Raw genomic sequence first — 26680 nt, 5'->3', positions numbered from 1 at the left:
TACACAGCATCCTCAGAGGCCCTTCCGATCTTCCGGAAGCGGCCTCTTCGTCGCTCTGGTGCGCGCGAAGCGCATGGACGCTCGCCGGACACCAGGACGTAGGGGCACCCGCAACGCGGTCGGGGCCTGCCGCCGTGGAACGAACCGGGCGAACTTCACAGACAACGGCTCGGGGACGGGCGGCGGATGGGGCGGAGGCTGGCCGGCCTCAGTCGACGTTTAATCGAGTCCTTCGGTTTACCTGCGGCTCTGACCTGATGCGGCCGACCTATGACACACCACATGACCACTGGTTATGATTCTTGTTGCCGTTCGTGTGCGTTCGATCTCTTGTTCGCGTGATCAGGTTTTCGTAGCGTCTATTCGGGCGGCCAATCAAAAAGGACGACGTCCACACAGGAGGTTAGGCGCGAATGCTCCCGAGAGCGCATGTGTCCAGTAACCGGCAGGATAGAGAACTCGACCAATGACGGAATTAAGACGCAGGGTCGTAGGCGTCCTGGCAGCGGCCATGGGCTGCCTGCTGGTGCTTGTCGCGGTGCCAGGCACGGCGATCGCCGCGGGGCCGCCGCAGACACCGGCGGATCTGAAGGCCGGGCCGGTGGAAACGCCCGGCAGTGCCGTCGTGTTCAGTGATAAGCCCGCGCTCAAGGCGACGGCGGTCGACCCGGACGGCGACAAGCTGAACTACGCCTTCGAGCTCCTGGACGAAGCCACCGGAGCGGTGCAGACCGTTACCGCCGAAGGGGTACCCTCGGGGCAGGAGGCGCGGGCAGTCGTGACCGCGAAACTGCGTAATCCCGGGGTGTTCAAGTTCCGGGCGCGTGCGTCCGATGAAACCGGCTCCAGCGGCTGGTCCGGGTGGAAACAGTTCACCGTGGACGCCCCCTTGGCCCCGACAGGGCTGACACCGCGAGGGAGCACGACCACGACCCGGATCGATCCGGAGAACCCCGTCCTTTCCGGTATCGTGTCACGGCCATCCGGTCGGCCCGCCACAGGGGAATTCTTCCTCTACGACGAAGCCGGAAACCCGGTCGAGCCACGTCCGTACGCAACCGGCGTCGCCTCGTCAAGCGAAAACCCGCGCGTATCGCTGCGTCTGCCGGACAATTTCGTCAAGACGGGCAAGACCTACCGCTGGCAGTTGAAGGCGTGCGTTCAGTGGATATGCAACGAGACGGTCGGTGACAAGCGGTTCACCGTGCCGGCCGCACCGCCCGAGCCCACGACCCAGACCGTGACCCTGGGCAAGGACAAGCTCAGTATCGCCACCGCGAAATCGGCGGCGGACGCCTGCTCGGGTAAACCGTGTCCTCTCGGTTCGGATTCACAGGTCCGCGTCGGCGGGAATGGCTCCGAGGCGCTCGTGTCGCTGGTCAAGGTCGACCTGAGCTCGCTGCCCGCGGGAGCCAGAATCGTTTCGGCGAAGCTGAAGCTCGGCACGGCGTCGTGCGCGCCCGGTTGTCCTGGAGAGGGCAGGGTGGTGGCGCACCAGGTGACGTCGTCGCTGCCGGACAACCCCACAGGCAATGACGTTTCCACGAACCTGTCGCCGGATCCGACCTCGGAGTCGGTGCTGGACGGCGCGGAACTCGGCCTCGGCGGGCTCGCCAATATCTGGCAGAACACTCCGGGTGCCGCGACTGGCGTGGCGCTGACCGCCAAGAACGCCGCCGATCCGGTGGCCTTCGGCGCGGATGGTGCGCCGGAGAAGATGTCGGTGGTGCTGGAATACCTTCCCGCCGGCCCCCCGGGCAAGGCGCCGGACATCTCGGGCCGCGCCGGGGACGGCGGCGCGCTCGCGGTCTGGGCGCCTCCGGAGGATCTCGGCGCGCACGCACCCGGGGACCAGAATGTCGTCCAGGACTACGAACTCCAGGTTCTGGACACCTACGACACCGTTGAGCGAACGCTCTACGTGAAGGGCCTTCGTGCCGTGGTGACCGGCCTGGAGAACGGCAAGTCCTACACGTTCCGGGTGCGCGCACGGACCGCCTACGGCGTCGGCGCATGGAAGGAGAGCAGCGTTTTCACACCCAAGGCGGTGCCCGGTGGCCAGCAGCGTTACCTCGATGGCGTCAGCCAGTACGCGCTGAGCCGCGAGGGGCTGGTGGAGGGCCGGTACCGTGACACTGAGCAGGCGGTCGGCGCCAATTCTCAGGGTGGGATGTTCCGTCCCGTCCTTTACACGGAGGCCGAGGAGCTTCTCGCGACTCGTGCCTATGGGGCGGCCGGTAAAGCCGCTCAGGTCAGCACCGAGATGGATCCGTCCGACACCTTGGTGAGCTATTCGGCCGCGGATCAGACCGTCACCGTCCGCACGACCCTGCGCGGCAAGACGATTTACGCGAACGGCCATGGGACCGAAGCCGAGAAACGCGTCACCAACAACTTCGTCCGCACCGGGGACTTCACCTTCGCGCTTCCACCCGGGGGCGGAGCCGGTTCGGCCGCCGATGCTCCGCCGTCACTGGTGCAGTCGGTCGCGGCCGTTGCGGCCGATGGCGAAATCACCGGCCACGAGCGCATCAACGCCTTTACGACCGAGCAGGCCCGGCGGCTTCAAGGGCTAGAGAGCGGCCAGTCATTCCCCCTCGACAGCGCCGGCGGGACGGTGACGGCGGCCAAGAAGCGCGTCGCCCGTCGCGGGGACATCGACAACCACAACATCGGGGTCTGGGCCGCGGAGCACGCGCCGACGGAGGTGCACGACGAATCCCCGGACTGCACCAACTTCATCTCCAAAGCGATCCGCTTCGGCGGAGAGGCCCCGGAGAGGGACGGGGACAGGAAGAGCGACAAGGCCTGGTGGTTTCACAGAAAAGTCAAGTTGTTCTTCTGGAAGAACTCGTACACCTGGGGCGCGGTGGTGAACCACCATCGCCATTTCAGTGGCCAGGGCCGGGTCTACTGGGAGAAATCGTACAGTGAGGTAACCGTCGGCGACTCGATGTACTGGGAGAGCAAGTCGAAGGGGATTCTCACCCACGCGTCCATCGTCTCCCGGGTCGATGGCCCCGATCAGTACTCGATCTACTATGCTCAGCACAACTCGCCGAACCACGACAGCTACAAGCCTCTGTGGAAAGGGCTGGCCAGCGGGCGTTACAGCGCACTCGGCTTCGCTTACGTGCTCGAATGAGGGGTAGCGACCCGACGCTGTGACCGCGATTTCCTGACACCCCTGGGTGGGAGGCGTCTCCGCGAGGCGCAGCCCGCCCAGGGGTCGTCTTGACGACGGGATCTGCTGTGGGACCAAGGGGAAGAAGCCAACGGCTCTGGAGGTGGCCCTGCCTGGCCGCGGCGGTTTTCAGCGTCTCGGGGGCCCTGCTTCTCTGGCTGATGGATCTTCTTGGAGACCGGGCCGTCCGTGCCACCTATCGGGCATGTGAGGTGAACCCGTCGACGGCGCACTGGACGAAAGGGTATCCGTTCATTGTTCCGGTGTTCTCGCTGACGGCGCTCGTGCTCGCAATGATCTCAGCCTTGGTCGCATTCACCGTCGTGCGGAGGTCGCCCTTCTGGGCGAGCTTCATCAGCGTCCCCTCGCTATTCCTGGCTCTCATCTTGCTGACTCCGGCCATCTGGCAGGTACAGGAGTACCACGATTATCCCGGCCCGAGCATGGCGACCGTCCAACCTCCGTGCGGTTGGTGACCGGCGCGTACTGGACGGCGCCCTGACCGCCCTGACCGACCGCGTCCGCGTTCGCGTCACCACCATCCCCGAGTGAACCGCGCCGTACGACGTTCGTGCGAAGTGATCTTCCGATCGTGTCGATCCGCGGGCCGCCCGTTCGACCTGTGATCGGAAGGTCTCCGGGACAGGGCCCGGACGAGCCAGGAAGATGATGATCATGAAGAGAATGCTTGCCGCCCTCCTCGCGGGCGTTCTGGTCTGCGCAGCGGCGGTCGGCCGGCCACACCGGCGGTGGCGCAGGAGCCACCTCCCCACGAAGGCACCATCAACGGCGCCCGCTACCGGGTCGAGATGCCGGAACGCTGGAACGGCACGCTGCTGCTCTACAGCCACGGCTACCAGCCGGAGGGCTTCGTCTTCAACCAGGTGTTCGTTTCCAACAACGAGCAGACCCGGGAATGGCTGCTGGACAACGGCTATGCGCTGGCCGCCTCGGAGTACCAGAACAAGGGCGTCGGCTACCTGGTCAAGGAAGCGATGAACGACCAACTGGCGCTGCTGGACTGGTTCAACGCCAACGTCGGACGGCCACGGCGGACCGTGCTGAGCGGCCAGTCAATGGGTGGAGCGATCGCGACGCTGCTCGCCGAGCGGTATCCGCAGCGGTTCGACGGCGTGCTGAACCTGTGCGCCCTCTACGACCCGTTGAACACCTTCAACACCGCTCTGGACGTCAACTTCGCGGTCAAGACGCTCCTCGCTCCCGGCCAGGACATCGACCTGGTGAACTCCGCCGACCCGCCAGGCGGACGGGACGCGCTGGTCGCCGCGATCGACCAGGCCCGCGAGACCCCCGCAGGACGCGCCCGCCTCACGCTGGCCGCCGCGCTCGGCAACGTCACCGGCTGGTTCCATCCGCAGGAGCCCGAGCCGACCGACACGGCCGAGTGGACCCGGCAGCAGTCCGAATGGGTCAAGTGGGCGAAGGTGCACGGCAACGGCACGGCCGCGTTCGCCGACATCGCCGAGCGGGCGGGCGGCAATCCGCTGTGGAACGTCGGCGTGAACTACTCCGGGCAACTCGCCCGCTCCAGCCAGCGGCGCGTCGTCGAGCGGGCGTACCGGGAGGCGGGCCTGAGCCTTCGCACCGACCTGGCCACCCTGGCCGACGCCCCCCGCATCGCACCCGAGAAGGACGCGCTCGGCTACATGTACCGGTACGGGGTACCGGCCGGGCGCATTCGGGTCCCGATGGTGTCGCTGCACACCACGGGAGACGCCGGTGTTCCCCCGGACCAGGGGCGCTGGTACGCCGGGCAGGTCCGCGGCAACGGCCACCCGAGCCTGCTGCGCCAGCTGTACGTGGAACGCGGCGGGCACTGTTCGTTCAACGCCGCAGAGGAGATCACCGCCCTGCGCAGCCTGCTGACCAAGATCGACACCGGTGACTGGCCGCAAACCGGCACCCGGCACCTGAACGCCGCCGCGAACCGGTTCGATCCGCGCTTCCACCAGGTCGCGGAGTACGGCAAGGAGAACAAGGTCATGCCGCCCGCCTTCACCCGCTACACCCCGACCCGCACCCTCCGCCCGTCCCGGTGACCACCGGGGCACACCCCTGGTCGCCGGTGAAACACCGGCGACCACGCCTCTTCCCAGCCCTCCCCGCGTTGGTTTCCGAGCATCGTTTGTTTCAGAATCTAGAAAATTGGTTCGCCGGTCTTGTGGTCAACGAGGATCCAATTGTGCTGGCGTACGGACCATGTATCTCCAGACATATTGCCATACCACTTCGCGAGATTGTTGATCACGTCGTGGGGTATGCTCTGCCACTTCTGGAGTGCGACGTGCACCTCGTCGTCTTCGATGCGCAGTCCGACGTACGACATGGTCCCCCAGTAGACATTCGGCGTGTCTGCCATCACTTGATCAAGAGGTAGGCCCAGGTCTTCCAGCTGCGCGGGTGTTCCGATCGAACTCAGGAGATTGCGGTGAAGCTCCTTCTCTTCGGCGGAATGTGGCGTTGGGTCGAAGGTGAGGGAAGGAAAGAAGCTTCGCTGATGCCATCAGATCCAGACCTCCTTCGGAACCTCTAGTGCGCACGCGATACCTGCGAAGTTCCGAAGGAGGTCTGGGCCGTTTTATGTATTATTGTGCAGTTCATGCAAGTGACTTCGATGTAGCTGCGCGTAGTATTGCGAGGTCAGTTGCTGTGGCGCCCGCCTTCACCGGCGGGCGAGGATCGAAACGCGGGAATGGTCTGGCCGTGCGCGTCGGCGTGCGAGGTGGCGGCCGCCTTCGCCGGCGGGCGAGGGCAAGAGCTCTTGGGACATCGTGGCGCCCGCTCTCATTGCGAGCGAGGCTCGCAATGAGATGACTTTCGTAAGCGCTAATGTGCCGGCCGGGTGCCACCCGCCATTGCTGGCTGCGGCATTGGGCGATTAGGTAGATTCAGGACGGCTCGGAGTGGGCGACTTGTGGTCACGTTAGGGGAAGGCAAGTGGTGTACCCGGCTGATGGTTACGCTGGTGTGGGCAGGGGCATCTTGCGGAGCGCGGGGCATGGACAAGACACTTCGGGTGTCTTAGGTGCTCTTGGCATTGGCGGCGGAGGGAGATGGCCTGAAATTTTCCATCGCGGGACGCGGAGGTTGCCATGGCGGGGATCGACAAGCGAATCGCTGTTCTTCTGTCCTGGAGCAGGACCGAGGATAGGAAGCGGCGTACCAGGCCAGCCAGGGATGCATTCCTGGCCAGGTTCGAGCGGGAGGTCGATCCGGAAGGTGTGCTACCGGCCGAAGAGCGGCGGGAGCGTGCTGAACTGGCCAAGCGGGCCTACATGTTGCGGCTGGCCAAGCGGTCGGCCCAGGCGCGGAGGAAGGGCTGAATCAAGGCGAAGCCCCGGCGCCGTGTGCGCCGGGGCTCTGTCGTGGATGACGGGCGGGCGGAGTTTGGCCATGGGGTTGGGCAGTTCCTCGTCGGTGGACCACCACTTGAAGAACTGCTGCAGGGCTCGGTACTGGTTGTTGGCGTAGCTGTCGGAGTAGGTGTTGAGGAGCCACACCGTCCAGGCGCGGACGTCGTCGGCGGTGACGTCTTCCCAGCCGGAGTGTTCGGTGTTGCGTCGAAGGTGCTCGGCCGCGAACCACTGCGCTGCTTCGGCGTAGGTGCGGACGGTCTTCGGGGACTTCCCCTCAGCGTTGAGGTGGAGGGTGAACGAGTTGATCGCGGGCTGGAAGGTACCTGCTCGGAGGTCCTTCGGGCGCCGCGTACGGGCGGTACCCATCGGGAGATAGTTTTCCTCTGTTCAAGCGGTGTACACCGACGGTGATCAACTCGTTATCGGTGTTCCCGCTGGTCAGAGGACCTGTGTGGGCAGGGGCGGGGTCGAACCGCCGACCTTCCGCTTTTCAGAAGTAACAACCACCCTGCCGCCGTGGCGTCTACCGAGGTCGGACGGTGCTCGACGTACGCCCATGGTGCCGGTTGATTGCCCACGTTGTCGTCAGGGCTGTCGTCAGTTTCGGCGGCGCTGACCTGCTAGTCCTCGGCGTCTTCCTCGACCTCGGCGAGCAAGCTCCTCAACGTCCAAACCCGCACGACGGGCAAGAGCCTTTACGAGAGTGAGCGTCTGACTGCCAGTGTCCACGAGCACGGCTATGTCCTCCTCATGCCGACCTACCGGCACCTCGACGGCCCGAAGTCGCATCTCGATCTCACTGAGAGAGGTCGCAGCTCATCTCCCCCTCTGCCCATCCGACACCACGCTCATCGTGCGCCCCCGGCGGCTCCAGGGCCAGACGCTGTGACAGCTTGGGCCTAACTGCGCCTGTGCTCGCGCGCACGCCGCACGTTGGCGCCGGTCCGGGGTGCTCGTTCGCGCGAACGGCGCGCAAGGTATGACAGACCGTCTCGCGCGAACGAGTGCCCCGGCTCGCGGGGGTCCAGGGGGCGGCGCAGCCCCCTGGTTCGAGCGGGTCCGACCAAGCTCCTAGTGCTTGCGAGGTGATAAGTCGGCGATGAGATGATCAAGGAAAGATTGACGTGACCACGTGCCGTTGCTCGCCGCCCCAAGTGACCTGCCGGACACACAGCAGGACGCTGCTGCAAGTTTGGGTGTATCCCGACTGGGCAGGGATTGTTCTGTGACCTAATGCGGCCGCCGCATGTGGCTAGCATGGGTGAGCAGCCATGATGCATGCATGCCCACAGGAGCATCACAGTGACGCCGCCCCAACTGGTCGACGGTCAGATCCCGCTAGGTCGATGGGTCTGCACGGTGGAGGAAGCTGAGTCCACCTACGTGACGGGTCAGCCCGGTGAGCGGCAGGCGATCTGGGCTGAGTGGCAGCAGCTCACAGGGGCACTTCGGCAGCTTGTCGGCGAGGTGCCAGCATGCTGGCTCTCGGGCAGCTTTTTCTCGGCTAAGCCAGATCCGGCGGATATCGACTGCGTCTACTTGGTCGACGCCGTGAAGTTTCAAAACGCTGCAGCCTCAGACCCGCGAGCGCTGGCTCTCCTTTCCGCCGCAGCAACAGGCCAGATTAAGGACATCTATGGCGTGCGTATTGATTCGTACATTCTGCAATGGATGCCGACCCCCGGTCCTGATCCCGAGCCAGAAGCGCGCCAATACAGGGAAGCCCGAGGCTACTGGGATGACCTGTGGAGTCGGATTCGTGATGCGGACCCTCGCCTGGGCTCCATTCCACGGCGTGGCTACCTGGAGGTGATCATCGATGGGTACAGATGAACTGGCCTGGTTCTTTGAGCACACCCCTGAGCCTGGGGAGTCCACTCTTGCATCAGCAGGGTCAGCCGAGTGGAACCGACGGAGCATCGAGGCGTCTATTGCTCGACGGACCGGTACCGTACGCGCCGTGCGCTCCCGAGGAGAGCTTCGTTTGCACGGCAACGGGGTCCGTGGCCACTCAGCTGAGCTTGGCCAACTTGGCTTGATCGCGGCGGGCTGGCAGCGGGCTGTCTCCGCTACCGGAGCAGCGCTTGAGAAGTCCAAGGCACTTCGAGGGGTGCTTCCCGCCGATATCGTCCAACGCACGACCCTAGTTTTGAATGCTGCGCCCTCGGCAGGGTCCATCGTTCTAAGCCTGGAACCGCAGGCTTCTCCCATGGATGAGGTCGAGCCTGGGGGAAACGTGTCAATGATCGAAACTCCTCGGCCACTCGCCGATCGTGCCTCTGAAGCCCTCATTGGTCTACTCGGCAGATTCGACACAGACCGTCCTGTCATTGATGACAGCGTAGCCACGTCGTTGCGGGACCTTGGCCCCCGCGTCGGGAGTACCCTAGCCAATCTCGCCAGGGCGATCAGCCGTTCTGACATCACGCTCGATGCCACATGGGCTGAGCCCGGCTTGGGTATCGTCAGGGCAAGCATCACACCAATGACGGCTCGGCGTATGCAGAGCTTTGTGGCCGGGCGAGGTCTCGACTCCGAGGAGCAGACATTTACTGGGACCTTGCGGACGGTAAGTGACCTGCAGCATTGGCTGGTCGCGCTCCCTGATGGCGAGACGGTGAAGATGAGCGCGAAGGAGCTACCGCCGCAAGAGATCAGCAAATGGCACATCGGCGCCGCGGTCGTGCTCCGTGTACGGGTCGCTCTGCAAGAGCAACCCGACGGTCACGTGCGCCGCACCCTGACAATCCTCGAGGTCTCAGCGCTGGACGACGACTGACAGCGCCTCGCACTTCGTAACTAGAGCGGGCGTTCGGGTCCGGGTCGGCCCGGAGAGGCCGCATGCCCGGCCCCGACCGCCCGCTGGCGGCCGCGTAGCGGGCGCCCTTGAAGACGTAGAGAAAGTTCTCATCGGGCGCGGGGTACGCCTCGCTGACCTGGGTTAAGCCATGAGTCTGGTAAGGGCTCGGCGGGTCTGGTCGGCGAGGCTTACGGCTGCGCCTAGGCGGTTGTCGATGGTGAGGTGGGCGGCGTCGGGTGGGTCGTCTGGGGCGAGGGTGCTGGTGTAGGCGTCCCAGTTGGCTAGCTTCCATGCGTCGCGTGGGGCGTCGCGGAGTTCGATGTACTCGTGCATGGTCTCTAGGTCGCTGTGGACCCAGATGGAGGTGACGTCTACGCCCTTGGCCCGGCATCGGTGGGTGAGGCGTTGCAGCCAGCTCGGGTTGTTCAGCTCGGCGACAAAGGGGGCGGCCAGGATGATGGAGACGCCGCAGTCGATGTTGCCGTAGGCGGCGTTCATCAGGGAGCGGTACTCGTGGGGGCGGACCTCGGTGCGGTAGAGGTCGGTGTGGCGGTCGTGCTGGTCGGCGCCGAGTGAGATTAGGAGGCGTTCGGTCATGCGGCGGGTGAGGGCGTCCTTGTCGAGGAAGGCCCAGCCGGAGAGGTCGGAGAGGAAGCGAGCGAACTCGGTCTTGCCTGATCCGGCGTAGCCGCCGACCAGGATGAGCAAGGGATTGCCTCCGGCGTTGGCTACGGCTCGGCCGTGCCAGGCGTTGGCCAGGCGCGTCTTGAGCGTGTGGCCTCCGGAGAAGAAGGCCGAGAGGTCGAACGGAGTGCCGTCCTGGTCGGGGGTGCGGCCGTGGGCTTGGGCGGCCATGCGTTCTAGGACGGGCAACGGGACGTTGTGCGCGCGGGCGAGGTAGGGAAGCCAGTCGTCGGGGATGCGTAGACCGCGTTCCCAGCGGGACACCTCGTGTCGGGTGAGTGTGTCAGTACCGGCGAGGTCGCAGAGCTGGGCGGCTAAGGCGCGTTGGCTTCTGCTGCCGCGTAGGCGGGCCAGGTATGCGCCGAACGCTCGTCGTGCCTCGGTGGTCATGGGCGGCTACCTCCCGTCACCCAGTGTGGCCCCCGGCTGGCCCCCTGTCAGGCTCCTTTGTAAATCACGGGGCGGCGGGACGCTGGCGGGGCGGTTGACGAGATGCCGCGTGGGCCGGTCCGGCCCGACGACGAACCCCCATGAGGACTCTCCCGATGGAAACGCGTGCGCAGACTGATGACCCGGTGCTCCGCCAGCTCCGGGAGGACTTCACCGGACACCGGATCTGGCGGTCCCGGCGAGGGGACGGGCGTCCTGGTGACTGGGTGGCGACGCTCGTCGACCCGGCCGCCGGCGTTGACCCGACGGTGATCCGCTCAGACTCGGCGGCGTTGCGTGAGGCGCTGGTGCAGGAGAGGCAGCGTGCGGGGTGTGAGACCAAGAGGGCCTGGTGATGGTGGTGTGGACCTTCCCACTGTCACCGGCTGGGGCCGCGTCTGAGCCCGGCGCGGTCCCGGGGGAGGTTGAGGCGGCGCGGCGGGTACCGATCCCCCCGGATGCACCTGCTGCGCCGCCTCGGCCGCTGACCGCGCGACTGCTGCTCAACCGGCTTCGGCGGGCGCTGCGGCGCGAGGGGTGGACGGTGGAGCGCCGGTACGACGAGCCGCTCGTGATGCTACGGGTCTACTCCGCGGCCTCTCCGTGTGGCGGGGACAGCATCACCGTTATCCGGGTCGATAGCGGGTGGTGGTTCCGATCGAGTACGGGGCAGTTGCTCGCGCCATGCTCGGATGTCGACCTGGCGGTGTCGGAGGTTTCGGCTCTGCTCCGGCCGTGGGTGTCGGTAGCGGGCTCGTCCGGGAGGACGGGCGAAGTCTGATGATTGCCGGGGCGGCCCTGAATGAGGTGGCGGAACGCTTCGGAGTTCCGTGGCGGCGGCTGGTGGGGGCGTTGTCGCTTCGAGAGCTGGCCATGGCTATCACGTGCCCCGGCGGGTGGCCGTGGCCCTGATGACCGCGCGGCGGGTGAACGGTGGGGCCGGGTCCCTGCCGCGCGGTCATCGCTATTCGAGATCGGGCGGGACGGCCACAGGGTGTGCGGGGCCGGTGGCGACGGCGGCGATGATGCGGCGGGCCGTGTCGGTGGGGTCGACCTGGTCAGTGCGGACGAGCAGATGGATGGCGGGCGCGTCGGTGCTGCGGAGGTCGTTGCGCGTCTCGTCCCATGCCTGAAGGCGTTCGGGTGTGTCGGCGTCCCCGCGGTGCTTGGAGCGGTCGGCGCAGACGGTGCGGGGTATCCAGAGGAGGACGGCCGTCCAGTCGAGTGGGACGGCTGCGCGTAGGCGCTGGAGATCGGCGAGGTTGCCCATGTGGACGATGGGGACCTTGTCGGCCTCGACCAGGGCGGCGATGTCGTCGCGGTCGATGGCGTAGACGTTGCCGTAACGGTGGGTCTCCACGACCAGGCGGCCGGTGGCGCGCAGCTTCTCCAGGTCGGCGGGTGAGACGTGGTGGTAGCCGGTGCTGCGGCCAGTGCCGAGTTTCAGCTTGGGCAGGAGGGTGTACCGGTCGTCCAGGTGGGCCAGTTCGGCGGTGACGGTGTCCTTGCCGCTGGCCGGTGGGCCGTAGAGGATCACGCCGGGACTGGTCATGGCAGGACTCTACGCAGGGCTTCCCTGGTCTGGTCGGCGATGCTGATCGCTGCGCCCAGGCGGTTGTCGACGGTGAGGTGGACGCCGGGCGGGCTGGTCTGGGTGTCGAGTGTGCTGGCGTACTCGTCCCAGTTGGCGAGTTTCCAGGCGTCGCGCGGGGCGTCGCGGAACTCGATGTACTCGCGCATGGAGTCGACGTCGCACCGGACCCAGATCACGGCGACGTCCACGCCCTTGGCCTTGCACCGGTTGGTGAGGCGGCTCAACCACGCGTTGTCTTTCAACTCGGCGATGAACGGGGCGGCGAGGATGGTGGATATGCCGCAGTCGATGTTGTCGTTTGCGGTGTCCATGAGGCACTTGTATTCCAGTGGCCTGACCTCGTTCAGGTAGAGGTCGGTGTGGCGGTCGTGTGGGTCGCCGCCCATGGAGATCAGTAGGCGTTCGGCGAGTCGGCGGGTTAGGGAGTCCTTGTCGAGAAATGCCCAGCCTGAGATGTCGCCGAGGAATCGCGCGAATTCCGTCTTGCCTGATCCGGCGTAGCCGCCGACCAGGGCGAGAGTCGTTGTCGTGAGGCTGCCGCTCATGGCTCGGCCACGCCATGCGCTGACCACGCGGGCCTTGAGTGCGTCGCCGGCGGTGGGGTCCTGGCCCTGGGTTTGGTCAGAGACTCGGTTCAGGCCCTGGGTGATCGCGTTGGCGGCGTCCTCGGTGGCTGCGGGGGTGAGGGGGTTGGGCAACGGGAGGGTGAGGTCTCCGGACTCTTCGGCGGGGAGAGGGAGGCGAAAGCCGAGCTCGGGCTCGGTGGCCTCGTACATGAGGCAGTAGGCGCGACGGTAGTGCGGGCCTGGGTACATGGTGCCGCTCTCGTGTCCCCACAGCGTTTGGAAGTTCGCCGCGACTCTCAGCCCTCCCCGGTCGGCGACCTGGCGCAGCTTGTCGCCTGCGGCCTCAAGGGTCAAGCCGTGGCTCTCCCTGCGTTCACGGAGCCTGTGCGGCTGCCAGCCGTTTCGCTGCTTGGACGTGGTCAAACTTCCGGCCTTTCGTTAGCGCGGAGATCGGCATTTTTCGGGCGGGTGCGCCGTGTGTTTGAGGGACGTGAAAGCGGACGTATAAGCGCGCGTGTAAGAACCCGATGACGCATTAGTGATGGGCTTTGCGTGCCTCCCGAAGTGAAATATCGGTGTGCCGAACGAGAGAACGCATCATTACGGGAGGCGGCCACCGATGGCGGCGGACGGCGAGCACGGGCGAACACCTCGGGAGCTGCTGGACGAGATCCTTGCGGAGCTGAACGACCTTACTTGCCGGGTCGATCAGTTGGCGGAGGCTCTGGAAACACGGTCCGCTCGATCCGGGCGACGCGTTCGCCGAGGTCGCGGACGGCGGCCAGTACTTCCGTGAGCTGGTTCACGGTGATGTCGCCTTCGGCGATGGACGGCGCGGCGTGGGTCGCCGCGTGGGCGTCTGCGTTGTCGCGAACGAACACGCCCTTGCCCTGCTGGCCGATGACGAGACCTTCGGTCCGCAACACGCTGATGGCGGCCTTCACCACTCCGGCGGACACCTTGTACTCGTCGCCGAGTTTGGCCGTCGACGGCAGGGAGCGTCCCGGGGGCAGTCGTCCGTCTCTGATCTGTTGCCGCAGGTCATCGGCTATTTGGAGATATCCCGGCCGTCCGGTCCTCTCGACCATCGTCCGCCTTCCATCGGGGGCCTCCCCCAAGTTCAGCACACCTGACCGGCCAAGAAAACCATGGCGTCCTTGACAACTTAGACGACCAAGTCGACTATGTTGGCTAAGTAGTTCAACGAACCTCGGAGGTTCCTCATGCGCAACATCCCGGTGGACGTGTCGGCGCTGACGTTCGTGTGCGTGTCCGCGCCGCGTCCCAAGGTCATCAACCAGGACACGGGGGAGGTGAAGGTGGACCGCAACGGGCAGACGGTGTTCACGGTCGGGCTGTCGGCGGCCGACGCCGCGGGGCGGGTGGAGCTGCTGAACGTGGCGGTGGTCGGCGACCAGTCGGTGACCATCGGCGAGATCGTCACGCCGGTCGGGCTGGTCGCCTTCCCGTGGGAGGCCGTCTTGGGCGGTGAGAAGCGGTGGGGCGTGGCCTACCGCGCCGACCAGATCGGCCCGGTCTCGGCGTCTGGCCACGCGTCCGGTCCCGTGGCTGGTTCGGCGTCGGCGGACGTGGCCTGAACGGCGGCCTGGTCATGACTGATCTCGTCCTGGTGCTCGGAGTCCTGGCCGCTGCGGCGGTCGGGCTCTGGGCCTGGCGCCGGTGGCAACCGGTCTCGTTCTGGTACGGCGTAGGCTTCCCGGCTCGGGCGGTCCTGGTGTACCTGACCTGGCATCACGTCGCCTCGGGCTGCCGCCTGACCCGCAACCGGCGGCGGTTCCGGCTCACCCTCGACGCCATCCCCGTGGTGGGGCCGGCAAGTCGCTCGGCCGCGACCGTCGTCGAGCAGAAGCGGCGGGTGCGGCGGGTGGATGTCGAGCGCTCTCCGCGGCTGGGGGTACTGCGGCCTACCCGGTTGGGCTGGCGGATGCGGGTGCGGCTGCATGACGGCCAGGTCCCGGCCGACTACGAGAAAGCGGCCGAAGGGGTCGCGCACGCCTGGCGGGTGCACTCGGTGCGGGTGGTCGACGTCCGGCCTGGGTTCGTCACGCTGTGGGCCACGATGCGTGACCCGCTGGTGGACGTGGTCGCTGAGCCGGAGACCGGTGAACTGCTGCGGGTGCGTCCCGGCAAGCTGGAGAACGGCCGAGACTGGGTGATCGACTTCCGCACCGTGCCGCACTGGATCAACGCCGGGGCGACACAGTCCGGCAAGTCGAACCTGGCCAATGCGCTCATTAAGGGTTTGGCTCCGCAACCGGTTGCGCTGGTCGGGTTCGACCTCAAGGGCGGGGTGGAGTTCACCCCGTACGCGCCTCGGCTGTCGGCGCTGGCGACTACCCGTAAGGAGTCGGTGGATCTGCTGGCCGATCTGGTCGGCGAGGTCGAGAACCGCATGGCGCTGTGCCGCGCACACGGTGCCCGCAACGTGTGGACCCTTGCTGAACCGCTGCGGCCGGTGCCGGTCGTGGTCCTGGTCGACGAGGTCGCCGAACTGTTCCTGATTGCCGACAAATCCGAGAAAGACCAGGTGGCGCGGACGGCTACCGCGCTGCTGCGGCTCGCACAGCTCGGGCGGGCGTTCGCGGTCTATCTGGTGGTGTGCGGGCAACGCATCGGCTCCGACCTGGGGCCCGGCGTGACCGCGCTGCGGGCGCAACTCTCGGGGCGGGTGTGCCACCGGGTCAACGACCCGGAGACGGCGAACATGACGCTCGGGGACCTGGACCCGGCCGCCCTGGACGCTGCCCGCGCCATCCCGGCCGAGACTCCGGGCGTGTGCGTGGTCGCCGGTCAAGACGGCTCCTGGCACCGGGCCCGGTCGGTGAATGTCCCCGAGTCCGCCGCCGAGCAAGCCGCCCACGACTACGCCCACCTGACCCCGGACTGGGACGCGCTGACCGGCTCTGTCCCGACCGCTCGCCCGGCCGCGTAACCGGGTTCTCTCCCTTCCTCACATTCGGCTCGGCGTGAGCTCTGATCGCGCCAGGTCCCTACCCGATCCATGCCCGAAACCGGCTCCCTGGAGGCTGCCCGATGACTTCCCGCGCGCACTCCGCCCGTCCCCGTCCTCGATTCGTCGTCGTCTCGTCCGGCCCGTCCTCGCTCTCGTCCTCGTCCCCGTCCCGGCCGTCCCCTGTCTCGTCCTGGGACGTGTGGCCGGTCGGCGTCGAGTGGGACGAGTTCCGGTCCCTGCACATCGCCCGGTGCCAGCGCTGCGCCGACTCCTTCACCTCGTCCCGCACGGGCGAGGTGGACGACTGGGCCGACACGCACCGGTGTGACCCTGAGCTGGCCGCGCTACTGGCGCTCATCACCGTCCGGCGGGCGGCATGACCCGCCGCATCCTCGCCGCCGTGGCCGACTCCGGGCCGGTCGTCGTGCTGGCGGGCATCGCGGCGGCCGGGTCGTTCACCCATATCCGCGACACCGCCACCGAACACGGTCAACACGGCTGGATGGCCTGGGCCATCGCGGTCTGCATCGACCTGACCTGCGTCATGGCGGCCGGAGAACGCCAGCGCGACAAGCGCACCGGACGCCAGACAGGGCGGCTGACCTGGCCGACCCTGGTCCTGGTCGGCGGCATCCTGCTCTCGCTCGCCGCGAACCTCGCGCAAGCCGACCCGTCGGTGTGGGGCTGGATCACGGCCGGAACTCCGGCGGGCGCGTTCCTGGTCGCCGTCTCCATGCTGGAGCGCCGAAAGGCCGTCACCCCTGCGACGGCGCAACCCTCGGCGGTCCCGGACTCCTTCGGCCGTCCGTCCTCGACGCCGTCCCCGTCCCCATCTTCGTCGGGCTCGTCCTCGTCCCCGTGGGTCGTGTGGGAGGACGACCGTCCCACGGCCGCCGCTGCCGTCCCGGCAACACAGCGCGACACCGACCACGCGCGGGGCGAGCGGGATGGACAGACCTTCATCCCCGTTCCCGCCCAGCAGGCACCGACCGCACCCTCCTCGGCTTCGTCGGCTGCGGCGGGGCCGCTGGTCGACTTCGCGCGCCGTGTCGCCGCCGAACACCAGACCGAGCACGGACGGCCGATCACTCGTGACGCACTCCGGGCCCGGCTCGGCGTGTCCAACCAGCTCGCCTCCGAACTGCTCCGCCAACTCCGCACCGAAACCGCGTCCCTCTCCTAAGCACTGGAGGAAAACCGCCATGACCACCCACACCGGCCAGGACGGCGACCAGGACACCGGACGGGCCGCCTGATGTACGTCTGCACCGGTCACCCGCGACCGCTGGTCACGTTCCTCACGCTCGTCGGGATCGCGCTCGGCTGGGTGTGCGGGACGTGCGGCGGGGGCGGCGTCGCCTCCGACGGCTCCACCTGCCTCGACTGCAACGGCCACGGCCACACCTACTGAAGGGGGCGCCTCGATGTTCCTGCGCCGCTGCGCCTTCGTCTGCTTCTGGCTCGTCCTCGGCCTGTTCCTGACCCGTCAGCCCGAACGGGCCGCACGCGCCACCCGCGCCTTCGTCGGCGGCCTGGCGCTGGTCGCTGACGCACTCGCCCGGTTCACCACCGCGTTCTGATCGCCCGGCGTGGCCGCAGTCGCCGGCAAGCACACGCGGCCACGCCGGGCCCCATCCCCAACCATCCGCATCCACGGATAAGGAGACCCGTTCATCGTGCCTCACCCTGCTCCACTCGTCACCGACGTTGCGGCCCGCGACATGGCGGCTCGGTACAACCGGTCCGACTTCCGCGCCTGGGCCCGCCGCGCGCACACCACCGGCGGCTGTGCCCAACCCGTCCACCTCCGCGGCCGCGTCACCCACCTCGACCCGGCCACGGGCGAGGTTTTGCACCACTACTCGACCGCGCGGGAACCGGGCGGAGTGCTGCGCGTGGCGTGCAAGACCCGGCGCGCGTCCCGCTGCCCTGCCTGCGCCGAGACCTACCGCGCTGACACCTACCAACTCATCCGCGCGGGCCTGGTCGGCGGCAAAGGCGTCCCGGCCTCGGTCACCGCACACCCGGCCGCGTTCGTCACTCTGACCGCGCCCTCGTTCGGCCCGGTGCACACTCGCCGCACCGGTAAGAGCGGCGCCGTGGTGGCGTGCCGTCCCCGGCGCGGCGGGACCTGCCCACACGGGCGGCCGGTGTCCTGCACCGTCCGGCACTCCGCCGATGACACACGGCTCGGACAACCGATCTGTCCCGACTGCTTCGACTACACCGGCGCCGTGCTGTGGAACGCACACGCCCCCGAACTATGGCGCCGGTTCACCCTGGCCTTCCGCCGCTACGTCGCGCGCTCGGCCGGTCTACGGGTCTCCGACCTGCGCGAGGTGCTCACGGTCTCCTTCGCCAAGGTCGCCGAATACCAGCGGCGCGGCCTGGTGCACTTTCACGCCGTCATCCGCTTCGACGGACCCGGCGGCCCAACGGCCGCCCCACCCTCTTGGGCCACCCTCGAACTGCTCAAGGCGGCGGTGGATCACGCGGCCGGAGCGGTGACGGTGTCGACTCCGGCGGCGGGCGACGTCCCGGCCAAAGAGCACGTGTGGGGCACCCAGATCGACGTCCGGCCGATCACCACCACCGGAGAACTGACCGATACCGCGGTGGCGGGCTACATCGCCAAATACGCCACCAAAGCCGCTGAGTGCGTCGGCACCCTCGACCGGCGCATACGCCCCACCGACGACCCGGCCGACCTGCCGGTGTCCGGGCACGCGCGGCGGCTCATCGCCGAATGCCTCCGCTTGGGTGCGCTCGACGAATACGCGGGCCTGCGGCTGGCCGAGTGGGCTCACATGCTCGGCTTCCGCGGCCACTTCTCCACCAAGTCCCGCCGCTACTCGGTCACCCTCGGCCGCCTGCGCGCCGACCGCATCGAGCACAACCGCCGCGAACACGACCAGATCACCACCGGCCGCCTTCCGTTCGAGGACGACCAGGTCCTCGTGATCGCCCACTGGCGCTACCTCGGCCAGGGACTCACCCCAGGTGAGGCGCTCCTGACCGCTGCCCTCACCGGCAAACCCCTGCCGTCCCTCGGCCCGTCCGCCATGCCCGCGAGGAGTCCCGCGTGACCGACCTGCTCATGACCGTTGATGAAGCCGCCGAACGGCTCCGCGTGAGCCGCTGGACGCTCTACAACCTCATCCGCTCTAACCAGCTCCGCACGGTCAAGATCGGCCGTCGCCGACTCGTCCCTGTCAACGCCCTCGCCGAGTACCTCGACAAGCTCACGGAGGTTGCTGCCTGATGACCACGACCCTGCTCGCCGTGCCCGAGGAGCCCGAGGAGCCCGAGCGGCGCAAGCCTCGTAAGGCTCGCACTCGTCGGCGTGCCAACGGTGAGGGGACGATCGTCCAGCGTAAGGACGGACGGTATGAGGCGAAGGTCTTCGTCCCGACGACTGCCGGGACGATCAAGCGCGTCAGCGTGTACGGCAAGACCCGCGAGGAATGCCACGCGAAGTACGTCAAGCTCAAGGCACAGGCCGACGCCGGTGTCCCGGTCGCTTCCGTGAGCTGGACGGTAGAGCAGTACCTCGCGTACTGGCTGGACAACGTCGTACGCGTCGAACGGCGCCCCAAGACCGTCCAGGGATACGAGAGTGTCATCCGGCTCCACTTGGTCCCCGGGCTGGGCAAGAAGCGGCTCGGCAAGCTGACGGCCCGTGACGTCCGGGCGTTCATCACCACCGTCCGCGAGTCGTGCCAGTGCTGCCGCCACGGATGGGACGCCAGCCGGGAAACGCCCCAGTGCTGCGCCCTCAAGGGCGGCGAATGCTGCAAGTCCCGGCTCTCGGCGCGCATGGTTCAGTTCGTCCTGGCCGTGCTCCGCAATGCTCTGCAGTCGGCTGTCCGCGAGGAGATTCTCATGAGGAACGTCGCTCGGCTCGTCACGGTCACCACACCCAAGTACAAGGTCAACCGGGGCCTCACGGTCGACCAGGCGAGGGCCGTCCTCAAGGCGGCCCAGGATGAGCGGCTCTACGCGCTCTACGTCCTGGCGCTGTGCCTCGGCCTGCGGCGCGGGGAACTGCTCGGCCTGCGCTGGCAGGACATCACCCTGACGCCGTGTCGCGCCTGCGGGGGAGAGGGCGGCACCCTCGACGGCGACCCGTGCGCGCACTGCGCCGAAACGGGAATTCAAGACGCCAAGCTTGAGGTGGTGCAGACCCTCCAACGGGTCGCCGGAGAACTGCGGTTCGTCCCGCCCAAGACCGACGACTCAACGCGAACCATCCCGCTGCCGGACCTGTGCGTCACGGCGCTTTGCGAGCATCGGGTGAAGCAGGACGCCGAACGGTCCGACGCCTGGCCACGCTGGCAGGATCACGGGCTCGTCTTCCCATCCCGCCTCGGCACTCCTATGGAGCCGGACAACCTCCGCCGTAGCTGGGGCCGTATCCGCGCCGCTGCGGGCCTCGGCTCGATGCGCCTGCACGACATGCGGCACACCTGCGTCTCGCTGCTCCTGGACCTCGGCGTCCCGCCGCACATCGTGCGAGAGATCGTCGGACACAGCGACATTGAGGTGACGATGACGATCTACGCACACGCGGCCCTCGACGAGAAGCGCGCGGCCCTTCGGAAGCTGGGGGACGCCCTCCAATAAGACCGTATGAGGCCATCGGCGTCCCAGAGGTTCAATCCTCTGGGACGCTGTGATTTTCCCCTGTTCCCACTTATGGAGGTCGTCGTGCTGCTCGACGAGATTAAGCGCAAGGTCGATGCGACTATCGGTGGCATCGAATGTTTCAAGCTCGGTGATGTAGTCCAGGCTTACGCACAAGATCGTGGACTGCCTTGGGAGAAGACCAGCCGGCCGCGCGTCGATGGTCTCCGTGCGGAGCTTGCGCGGGCTGGCTACGTGCTTTGGCCCGAGGTCCTCGAAGATCACCAGGCGACACGGCACGTCTATGTGATCTCGCCTAGGGGCCTGGTGACGGCGGTGCGCCAGGTGCTCTCAGGAGAGATTGAGCCCAACCCAATCGTGTGCGATTCCTTGAACAGGGTGCTTGGAGGGAGCGTCACTAGGGCATCCGCGTAGGTTGTCGTCAGCGTTGTCGTCAAAACGCCCCGGGGCCGTGTGGCTCCGGGGCGTTTTCGCTGGTCATTTGAGGTGGGCAGGGGCGGGGTCGAACCGCCGACCTTCCGCTTTTCAGGCGGACGCTCGTACCGACTGAGCTACCTGCCCGGGACGTGCTGGTGCACGTCTGGGCGGTCCTGACGGGATTTGAACCCGCGGCCTCCACCTTGACAGGGTGGCGAGCACTCCTAGCTGCTCCACAGGACCTTGCTGCTCCGAGCCTAGCGGCTCCGGAGGGGCGCGCTTAACGCTTGGCGACGTCCGAGAGCATACGCGATGCCCGAGGTGGTCGCCAACTCGTTAACGGTCGGGTTGAGGGGGAAGGTCGTCACGGAGAGATACCGGGGCGTTACCGGTTTGTCGGCCGTGTTTCGTGTTATGCGCCCGGGGCTCCTAGTCTGTCCGGGTTGCGCAGCGGTGCGTGACCGGAGGGTGGCGCCGTTCCAGGAGGGACGGTGCCCTAGATGCGAGGGAGGCCGCGTGGTCGCAAAGCTCCCAGACCAGGGTGCGGAGAGTTATCAGCGAGGGTTGGGGACGCGCCAGATCCAGATGCTGGCGATCGGCGGGACGATCGGTACCGGGCTGTTCCTCGGAGCAGGGGAGAACATCGCCAAGGCCGGGCCGAGCCTGATCCTGACGTACGCCGTCGCGGGGCTGGCGTTGTTCTTCGTCATGCGGGCGCTCGGTGAGCTGCTGACGTACCGGCGGACGGAGGGCGGGTTCGCCGGGTATGCCCGGGAGTTCCTCGGTCCGTTCTGGGGATACGCCACGACCTGGACGTACTGGATCATCTGGGTCACGACCGGCATGGCGGAGCTGACCGCGGCCGGCACCTACATCCAGAAGTGGTGGCCCGGGGTCGAGCAGTGGCAGACGGCGCTGGTGGCGCTGCTGATCCTGTTCGTGGTGAACCTGATCTCGGTCAAGCTGTTCGGTGAGCTGGAGTTCTGGTTCGCCATGATCAAGGTCGCCGCGATCGTGATGATGATCATGGTGGGGATCGGGGTGCTGGCCTTCGGGTTCAGTGACGCCGGGGAGACGGCGGCGGTCGGGAACCTGTGGGATCACGGGGGTGTGTTCCCCGAGGGATACAGCGCGACGATCATGACGTTGCAGATGGTGATGTTCGCGTATCTGGGCGTCGAGCTGGTGGGTGTGACGGCGAGCGAGGCCAAGGATCCCGAGAAGAACATTCCGCGGGCGATCAATGCGCTGCCGCTGCGGTTCGCGCTGTTCTACCTCGGGTCGCTGCTGGTCATCCTCGCGGTGGTGCCCTGGACGGCGTTCAAGGGCGGCGCGAGCCCGTTCGTGCTGGCGTTCGACAAGATCGGTATTCCGGGCGGCGCGGACATCGTGAACTTCGTGGTGCTCACGGCGGCGCTGTCGTCCTGCAACGCGGGCGGGCTGTATTCGACGTCGCGGATGCTGCGGACGGCCGGGGTGAACGGTGACGGCCCGCGGCTCCTGTCGCGGCTGAACGGGCGGGGTGTGCCCGTGCTGACGGTGGTCATTTCAGCGCTCGTGATGGGCATCGGGGTCGTGATCAACGCGGTGGTGCCGGAGAAGGCGTTCGAATACATCACGTCGGTGTCGACCGGCGGCGCGCTTGCGGTGTGGACCGTCATCGTGGTGTCGCACATGATCTACCGGCGGAAGGCCAAGGCGGGGGCGTTGAAGACGTCGTCCTACCGGATGCCTTGGGCGCCGTACAGCAGTTGGGCCGTGCTGGCGTTCTTCGCTTTCGTGACGGTGACGATTGCCTGGGAGGCCGACACCCGGATCGCGTTGTACGTGATGGCGGCGTGGGCCGTGATGGTGGTGGTGGGGTGGCCGTTCGTGCGGCGTGCCTCGCAGGACGCCACGGGCGTGAAGGTCGCCGTGGAGACGAGCACCGGCGTCTGAGCGGGACGTCCCGGCGGCCCCGGCCGCCGGGACGTTTCGTGGCGTGCGATGATCCCTGTGGGCGGTTCCATCCCTCCGGAGGCGCACGTGACGAGCATGCTCGAGATCCGTGTGCGCTGGGTCCTGCTCGTGGTGGTCGGCGTCGCCAACGCGGTCGGCTCGGTGGTGGTGCTGCTGTTCGCGACGTTCGTGGTGCCCGATCCGCCGCTAAAGGATCGCGACTACGCCCATCTGGTCAATGCGGTGGCGTTCTTCAGCTATCCGGTCGTTGCGGTGCCTGTGGCTTTGTTTCTGGGGTTGTGGCTGTGGCGGCCTGTTGTGTCGTTTGTTCGGGACGGGGGGACGCCCGATCGGCAACAGCGGCGGGCGGTGCTCCTTGGGCCGTTGCGGTTGACGCTTCTCATCGGCGCGTTGTGGGTCGTCGGGGCGCTGGGGTGGGCTGTTCTCGATCTTGTGTTGTTCACCGGACGGCTGGCGGTGAAGACCAGCTTGACGTGCCTGCTGGGCGCGGCCACGACCTGCACGATCGTCTATCTGTTGTCGGAGCGGTTGCTGCGTCCGGCCGCGGCGCTGGTGCTGGCGGCGGAGCGGCCGCGGAGGACCCGGCTGCCGGGGGTGACGACGCGGGTCATGCTCGCGTGGGCGCTGGGGACGGCGATCCCGGTGCTCGGGCTGATCTGCGTTGCCGTTGCCGCGCTGGCCGCGCCGGACATCAACGTCACCCAGCTCGCCATCACGATCCTGGGCCTTGGTGGTGCCGCGCTCGTCGCCGGGGTCTATGTCACCTATATGGCGACACAGGCGATCGCCGATCCGATCCGGGCCGTCCGGAAGGGCATGGCGCAGGTGGAGCGGGGCGACCTCGGCGCGGAGGTCGACGTGTACGACGCGAGCGAGGTCGGGCAGCTGCAGGCCGGCTTCAACCACATGGTGGCGGGGCTCCGCGAGCATGAACGGCTGCGCGACCTGTTCGGACGGCACGTGGGGGAGGAGGTCGCCGACCTCGCGCTGGAGCGCGGCGACATCACGCTCGGCGGCGAGACGCGTGAGGTGGCCGTCTTGTTCGTCGATCTCACCGGCTCGACGCGGCTGGCGGACACGCGGAGCCCGGACGAGGTCGTCGGGCTGCTGAACCGGTTCTTCGGCGTCGTGGTGACGGTGGTGGCGGGGCACGGCGGCTGGATCAACAAGTTCGAGGGCGACGCGGCGCTCGCGATCTTCGGGGCGCCGACGCAGCTGGAGGACTCGGCGGGCGCGGCGCTCGGCACCGCCCGGGAGCTGGCGCGGCGGCTGCGCGCGGAGGTGCCGATGCTGGACGCGGGGATCGGCGTGTCCGCGGGAGAGGTCGTCGCCGGATACATCGGCGCGAAGGAGCGGTTCGAGTACACGGTGATCGGCGATCCGGTGAACGAGGCGGCCCGGCTCAGCGACCTGGCGAAGGGGACGCCCGGGAAGGTGCTGGCCTCGGCGGCCGTCCTGGATCTGGCGCATCGTGGCGAGGCCGCTGAGTGGGATCTTGAGGGGTCGGTGACGCTGCGCGGGCGGAGCCGCCCGACGCGGTTGGGCACGCCGCGTACGCCGGCGCCGTCGATGTCGCCGGCCTTGTCGGCGGGACGGACCGGGGTGGACGGGGTGTCAGGAGTGGACGGGGCGGTGGGGGTGGAGGCGCCCACAGGGGCGCCCGTGGGCAGGGCGTTCATCCGTCGTGTCCGCTTTCCGCGGCCGCTGCGGCGGAGCCGGAAGCTGCTGCTCGGGGCGCTGATCCTGTCCAGGGCGGCCAAGGACGCACGGATGGACGGCAAACCCGACAAGCCGGAATCGGGCCCGGACGGCGCCGTCCATTTCTGATCAAAGTCGCGCTCGCGGCCGTGCCGGATGCGCGACGATGCGTATCGTCCCCGGCAGTACACGGTCTGCTACCGGCCCGTAACGCTCGTGTCACCGGACGGCCCGAGGGTTGGGAGCGGCAGGGCCGCGGCAAGCCGCGCGGCGAACCCCGGCTCCCGACTGGCTCCCCGAGAGGTGAAGATGCACCGACGGAATCGTCTCGCGCTCGTCGCCGTCACCGCTTCGACGGCGATCATCGTCCCGGTGCTGCCCGCTGCCGCGGGCGCCGGGCCGGGTTCGGCCGCGCGGTCCGGCGTCCCGGAACCCCACCCGCGCGCGGGCACCGCGCACGGTATCGCCGCCGCCGACGTCACGAACGTCGCGCATCGCGGCGCGTCCGCCTACGCGCCCGAGAACACGCTCGCGGCGTTCAGGCTGGCCGTGAAGCAGCGTGCGGACGTGTTCGAGCTCGACGTCCAGGAGTCCAAGGACCACAAGCTCGTCATCATGCACGACACCACGCTCGCCCGGACGACGAACGTCGAGCAGCTGTACCCCGGCCGCGGGCCCTGGAAGGTCTCCGACTTCACCCTCGCCGAGATCCAGAAACTGGACGCGGGCTCCTGGTTCGGGGCGAAGTACAAGGGCGAACGCGTCCCGACGCTCGACCAGACGCTCAGCGCCATGCGCGACCGGGGCCTCGGGCTCCTGGTGGAGATCAAGAGCCCGAACCTGTACCCGGGCATCGAGAAGCGCGTCGCCACGGCCCTGCGGAACTCGCCGTCCTGGCTGAAGCCCGACCCGGCGGAACGCCGCCTCGCCGTCCAGTCGTTCGACTGGGAGTCGATGCGACGCTTCCACTCGGTGCTGCCGAACGTCCCGATCGGGCTGCTCGGCACGCCGAAGGCCGGGGACCTGCCCGAGCTCGCCACCTACGCGGACCAGATCAATCCGCCGTTCCGCGATCTGACCGCGTCCTATGTGAAGCAGGTGCACGCGTCCCGCATGGACGTGCTCACCTGGACGGTCGACGACAGCGGCGACATGAGGAAGGCCGTCCAGCTCGGCGTCGACGGCGTCATCACCAACAAGCCGGATGTGCTCCGCCGCGTCCTGACCGAGACCGCCGCCTCCAACCGCTCAGCCGCCTGACCCCCGACCCCCGACCCCTGACGCCTGGCGCCCTATCTGGCCGCCTGATCGCCTTGTCCGGCCGCCTGATCGCCTGGTCCGGCCGCCTGATCGCCTTGTCCGGCCGCCTCAGCGCCTTTTCCGGGCGCCCGCCCGGCTGGATCGGGTGCCCGGCCGGGGGCGGCTGTGGCGGGTGCCGGTCAGGTGCCGGGTGGGCGTAGGTGGTCGCGGGCCCGGGTGATCAGGGCGCGGGCGGCGGGGCTTCGGGGGGCCTCGGTTCGCCAGGCGAGGGCGGTGCGGGCGATGAGGCGTGGGCGGACGACCGGTATCGCGTGCAGGCCGTCCGGGCGGGCACGGGTGGCGGGCTCGGGCACGACGGCCATGCCCAGCCCGTGCGCGGCGAGCTGCGCGAGCACGGGTGCCTCGCCGGCCTCGAACGCGACGCGCGGGCTGAAGCCGGCGTCGGCGCACGCCGCGTCCAGGACGATCCGCGGGCCGGTGCCCTTCGGCGGGCAGATCAGGTCCTCGTCGGCGAGGGCGCGCAGCGGGATCGTGGATCGCCGGGCCAGCGGATGGCCGCGCCCGACGGCCGCGTAGAGGTCCTGCTCGGTGACGACGTGGGTCGTGATGCCCTCGGGCGGCTCGGAGCCCATGCTGAGGAACGCGAGATCGATCCGTCCGTCCCGAAGGGCGCCGAACAGGGCGTCGGCCTTCTCCTGGACGACCGTGATCTCCACGTTCGGATGGTCGTGGCGGAAACCGGCGAGCATGCCCGGAAGGTCCAGAGACTCGATCCAGTCGCTGGTGCCGATCGTGACGCGCCCGCGCAGCAGGCCCGCCAGCGCGTCCACCGACAGCCGTGCCCCCTCGACCGCCGCGAGCGCCGCCCGCGCGTAGGGCAGGACGGCCTCGCCCACCTCGGTCAGCCGGACGGTCCGCGCCGACCGGTCGAACAGCGGCTGGCCGAGTTCCCGTTCGAGCTGCTTGATCTGGGCGCTCACGCCCGGCTGGGCGACGTGCAACCGGGCCGCGGCCCTGGTGAAGCCGGCCTCCTCCGCCACCGCGACGAAGTACTCAAGCTGGCGCAGCTCCATAACCGGCGATGCTAACAGCGG

Annotated in this window: 24 protein-coding genes and 2 tRNA genes; 18 read left to right on the top strand and 8 right to left on the bottom strand. The window is 67.9% G+C overall.

Annotated features, from left to right (window positions below; translation table 11 throughout):
* Positions 1-511: 511 nt before the first annotated feature.
* Together ACH34S_RS09485 and ACH34S_RS09480 are read left to right on the top strand one after the other, a co-directional pair.
* Positions 512-3145 carry an amidase domain-containing protein gene (locus tag ACH34S_RS09485; protein WP_395952105.1) on the top strand — a complete coding sequence of 878 codons (2634 nt, stop codon included), beginning with the start codon at positions 512-514 and terminating at the stop codon, positions 3143-3145.
* A gap of 788 nt (positions 3146-3933) precedes the next feature.
* Positions 3934-5244, top strand: a complete 1311-nt coding sequence (locus tag ACH34S_RS09480) for an alpha/beta fold hydrolase (RefSeq protein WP_395952104.1) — start codon at positions 3934-3936, stop codon at positions 5242-5244.
* 1185 nt (positions 5245-6429) lie between these two features.
* Here ACH34S_RS09480 and ACH34S_RS09475 read toward each other — a convergent pair.
* Positions 6430-6927, bottom strand: a complete 498-nt coding sequence (locus ACH34S_RS09475; RefSeq protein ID WP_395952103.1) for a phage integrase N-terminal SAM-like domain-containing protein — start codon at positions 6925-6927, stop codon at positions 6430-6432.
* 936 nt (positions 6928-7863) lie between these two features.
* Between ACH34S_RS09475 and ACH34S_RS09470 the strand changes: the two genes are divergently transcribed.
* On the top strand, positions 7864-8394 hold the full coding sequence (locus tag ACH34S_RS09470) for a DUF6932 family protein (protein WP_395952102.1): 531 nt from the start codon (positions 7864-7866) through the stop codon (positions 8392-8394).
* A gap of 376 nt (positions 8395-8770) precedes the next feature.
* Positions 8771-9340 carry a hypothetical protein gene (locus tag ACH34S_RS09465; protein WP_395952101.1) on the top strand — a complete coding sequence of 190 codons (570 nt, stop codon included), beginning with the start codon at positions 8771-8773 and terminating at the stop codon, positions 9338-9340.
* 162 nt (positions 9341-9502) lie between these two features.
* Here the strand turns inward: ACH34S_RS09465 and ACH34S_RS09460 are convergent, their stop codons facing one another.
* Entirely contained in the window at positions 9503-10435 is a 933-nt protein-coding gene (locus ACH34S_RS09460) for an AAA family ATPase (RefSeq protein WP_395952100.1), read from the bottom strand.
* Between the two features lie 155 nt (positions 10436-10590).
* Here ACH34S_RS09460 and ACH34S_RS09455 point away from each other — a divergent pair, with 155 nt between their 5' ends.
* Positions 10591-10830, top strand: a complete 240-nt coding sequence (locus tag ACH34S_RS09455; protein ID WP_395952099.1) for a hypothetical protein — start codon at positions 10591-10593, stop codon at positions 10828-10830.
* A gap of 608 nt (positions 10831-11438) precedes the next feature.
* Here ACH34S_RS09455 and ACH34S_RS09450 read toward each other — a convergent pair.
* From ACH34S_RS09450 to ACH34S_RS09440, 3 genes are all read right to left on the bottom strand, one after another.
* Positions 11439-12026 (bottom strand): guanylate kinase, encoded by a 588-nt coding sequence (locus ACH34S_RS09450; protein ID WP_395952098.1) that lies wholly within the window; start codon positions 12024-12026, stop codon positions 11439-11441.
* Positions 12023-12988 carry an AAA family ATPase gene (locus tag ACH34S_RS09445; RefSeq protein WP_395952097.1) on the bottom strand — a complete coding sequence of 322 codons (966 nt, stop codon included), beginning with the start codon at positions 12986-12988 and terminating at the stop codon, positions 12023-12025. Before ACH34S_RS09445 ends, ACH34S_RS09450 begins: the two co-directional genes overlap by 4 nt.
* A 338-nt stretch (positions 12989-13326) precedes the next feature.
* The gene (locus ACH34S_RS09440) at positions 13327-13722 is read right to left on the bottom strand and encodes a winged helix-turn-helix domain-containing protein (protein WP_395952095.1); all 396 of its coding nucleotides are present in this window, start codon (positions 13720-13722) and stop codon (positions 13327-13329) included.
* 135 nt (positions 13723-13857) lie between these two features.
* Between ACH34S_RS09440 and ACH34S_RS09435 the strand changes: the two genes are divergently transcribed.
* The 10 genes from ACH34S_RS09435 to ACH34S_RS09390 all read left to right on the top strand — a co-directional run bounded on the left by ACH34S_RS09435 (position 13858) and on the right by ACH34S_RS09390 (position 20666).
* Complete coding sequence (locus tag ACH34S_RS09435; RefSeq protein WP_395952094.1) at positions 13858-14232, top strand: hypothetical protein; 375 nt, start codon at positions 13858-13860, stop codon at positions 14230-14232.
* 14 nt (positions 14233-14246) lie between these two features.
* Complete coding sequence (locus ACH34S_RS09430) at positions 14247-15587, top strand: FtsK/SpoIIIE domain-containing protein (protein ID WP_395952093.1); 1341 nt, start codon at positions 14247-14249, stop codon at positions 15585-15587.
* A gap of 101 nt (positions 15588-15688) precedes the next feature.
* On the top strand, positions 15689-15988 hold the full coding sequence (locus tag ACH34S_RS09425) for a hypothetical protein (protein ID WP_395952091.1): 300 nt from the start codon (positions 15689-15691) through the stop codon (positions 15986-15988).
* Positions 15985-16791, top strand: a complete 807-nt coding sequence (locus tag ACH34S_RS09420; protein WP_395952089.1) for a DUF2637 domain-containing protein — start codon at positions 15985-15987, stop codon at positions 16789-16791. Before ACH34S_RS09425 ends, ACH34S_RS09420 begins: the two co-directional genes overlap by 4 nt.
* A 72-nt stretch (positions 16792-16863) precedes the next feature.
* Positions 16864-17019: a hypothetical protein gene (locus tag ACH34S_RS09415; RefSeq protein ID WP_395952088.1), complete on the top strand. Its 156-nt coding sequence runs from the start codon at positions 16864-16866 to the stop codon at positions 17017-17019.
* A 13-nt stretch (positions 17020-17032) separates the two neighbouring features.
* Positions 17033-17188, top strand: coding sequence for a hypothetical protein (locus tag ACH34S_RS09410; protein WP_395952087.1), 156 nt, complete (start codon positions 17033-17035; stop codon positions 17186-17188).
* Between the two features lie 141 nt (positions 17189-17329).
* Complete coding sequence (locus ACH34S_RS09405) at positions 17330-18694, top strand: replication initiator (protein WP_395952425.1); 1365 nt, start codon at positions 17330-17332, stop codon at positions 18692-18694.
* Positions 18691-18870, top strand: coding sequence for a helix-turn-helix domain-containing protein (locus tag ACH34S_RS09400; RefSeq protein ID WP_395952086.1), 180 nt, complete (start codon positions 18691-18693; stop codon positions 18868-18870). The genes ACH34S_RS09405 and ACH34S_RS09400 overlap by 4 nt, the downstream gene beginning before the upstream one ends.
* On the top strand, positions 18870-20231 hold the full coding sequence (locus tag ACH34S_RS09395) for a tyrosine-type recombinase/integrase (protein WP_395952084.1): 1362 nt from the start codon (positions 18870-18872) through the stop codon (positions 20229-20231). Before ACH34S_RS09400 ends, ACH34S_RS09395 begins: the two co-directional genes overlap by 1 nt.
* A gap of 84 nt (positions 20232-20315) precedes the next feature.
* A complete protein-coding gene (locus tag ACH34S_RS09390) occupies positions 20316-20666 on the top strand; it encodes a hypothetical protein (protein WP_395952083.1) in 351 nt (116 codons plus the stop codon).
* Positions 20667-20739: 73 nt separating this feature from the next.
* Here the strand turns inward: ACH34S_RS09390 and ACH34S_RS09385 are convergent.
* Both ACH34S_RS09385 and ACH34S_RS09380 read right to left on the bottom strand, forming a co-directional pair.
* Positions 20740-20813, bottom strand: a tRNA-Phe gene (locus ACH34S_RS09385).
* Positions 20814-20837: 24 nt separating this feature from the next.
* Positions 20838-20912, bottom strand: a tRNA-Asp gene (locus ACH34S_RS09380).
* A gap of 273 nt (positions 20913-21185) precedes the next feature.
* Here ACH34S_RS09380 and ACH34S_RS09375 point away from each other — a divergent pair.
* From ACH34S_RS09375 to ACH34S_RS09365, 3 genes are all read left to right on the top strand, one after another.
* Positions 21186-22607, top strand: coding sequence for an amino acid permease (locus ACH34S_RS09375; RefSeq protein WP_395952082.1), 1422 nt, complete (start codon positions 21186-21188; stop codon positions 22605-22607).
* 96 nt (positions 22608-22703) lie between these two features.
* Positions 22704-24455, top strand: a complete 1752-nt coding sequence (locus ACH34S_RS09370) for an adenylate/guanylate cyclase domain-containing protein (RefSeq protein ID WP_395952424.1) — start codon at positions 22704-22706, stop codon at positions 24453-24455.
* Positions 24456-24635: 180 nt separating this feature from the next.
* Positions 24636-25586, top strand: coding sequence for a glycerophosphodiester phosphodiesterase (locus tag ACH34S_RS09365; RefSeq protein WP_395952081.1), 951 nt, complete (start codon positions 24636-24638; stop codon positions 25584-25586).
* 179 nt (positions 25587-25765) lie between these two features.
* On the opposite strand, the gene ACH34S_RS09360 is transcribed toward ACH34S_RS09365, so the two are convergent.
* On the bottom strand, positions 25766-26659 hold the full coding sequence (locus ACH34S_RS09360; protein ID WP_395952080.1) for a LysR family transcriptional regulator: 894 nt from the start codon (positions 26657-26659) through the stop codon (positions 25766-25768).
* Positions 26660-26680 lie beyond the last annotated feature (21 nt).

Origin of the sequence: Actinomadura sp. 3N508, from assembly GCF_044326375.1 — a bacterium.
Taxonomy (GTDB): domain Bacteria; phylum Actinomycetota; class Actinomycetes; order Streptosporangiales; family Streptosporangiaceae; genus Spirillospora.
Note: the sequence above shows the minus strand (reverse complement) of the source record. Positions and strands in the feature narration are given on the sequence as shown.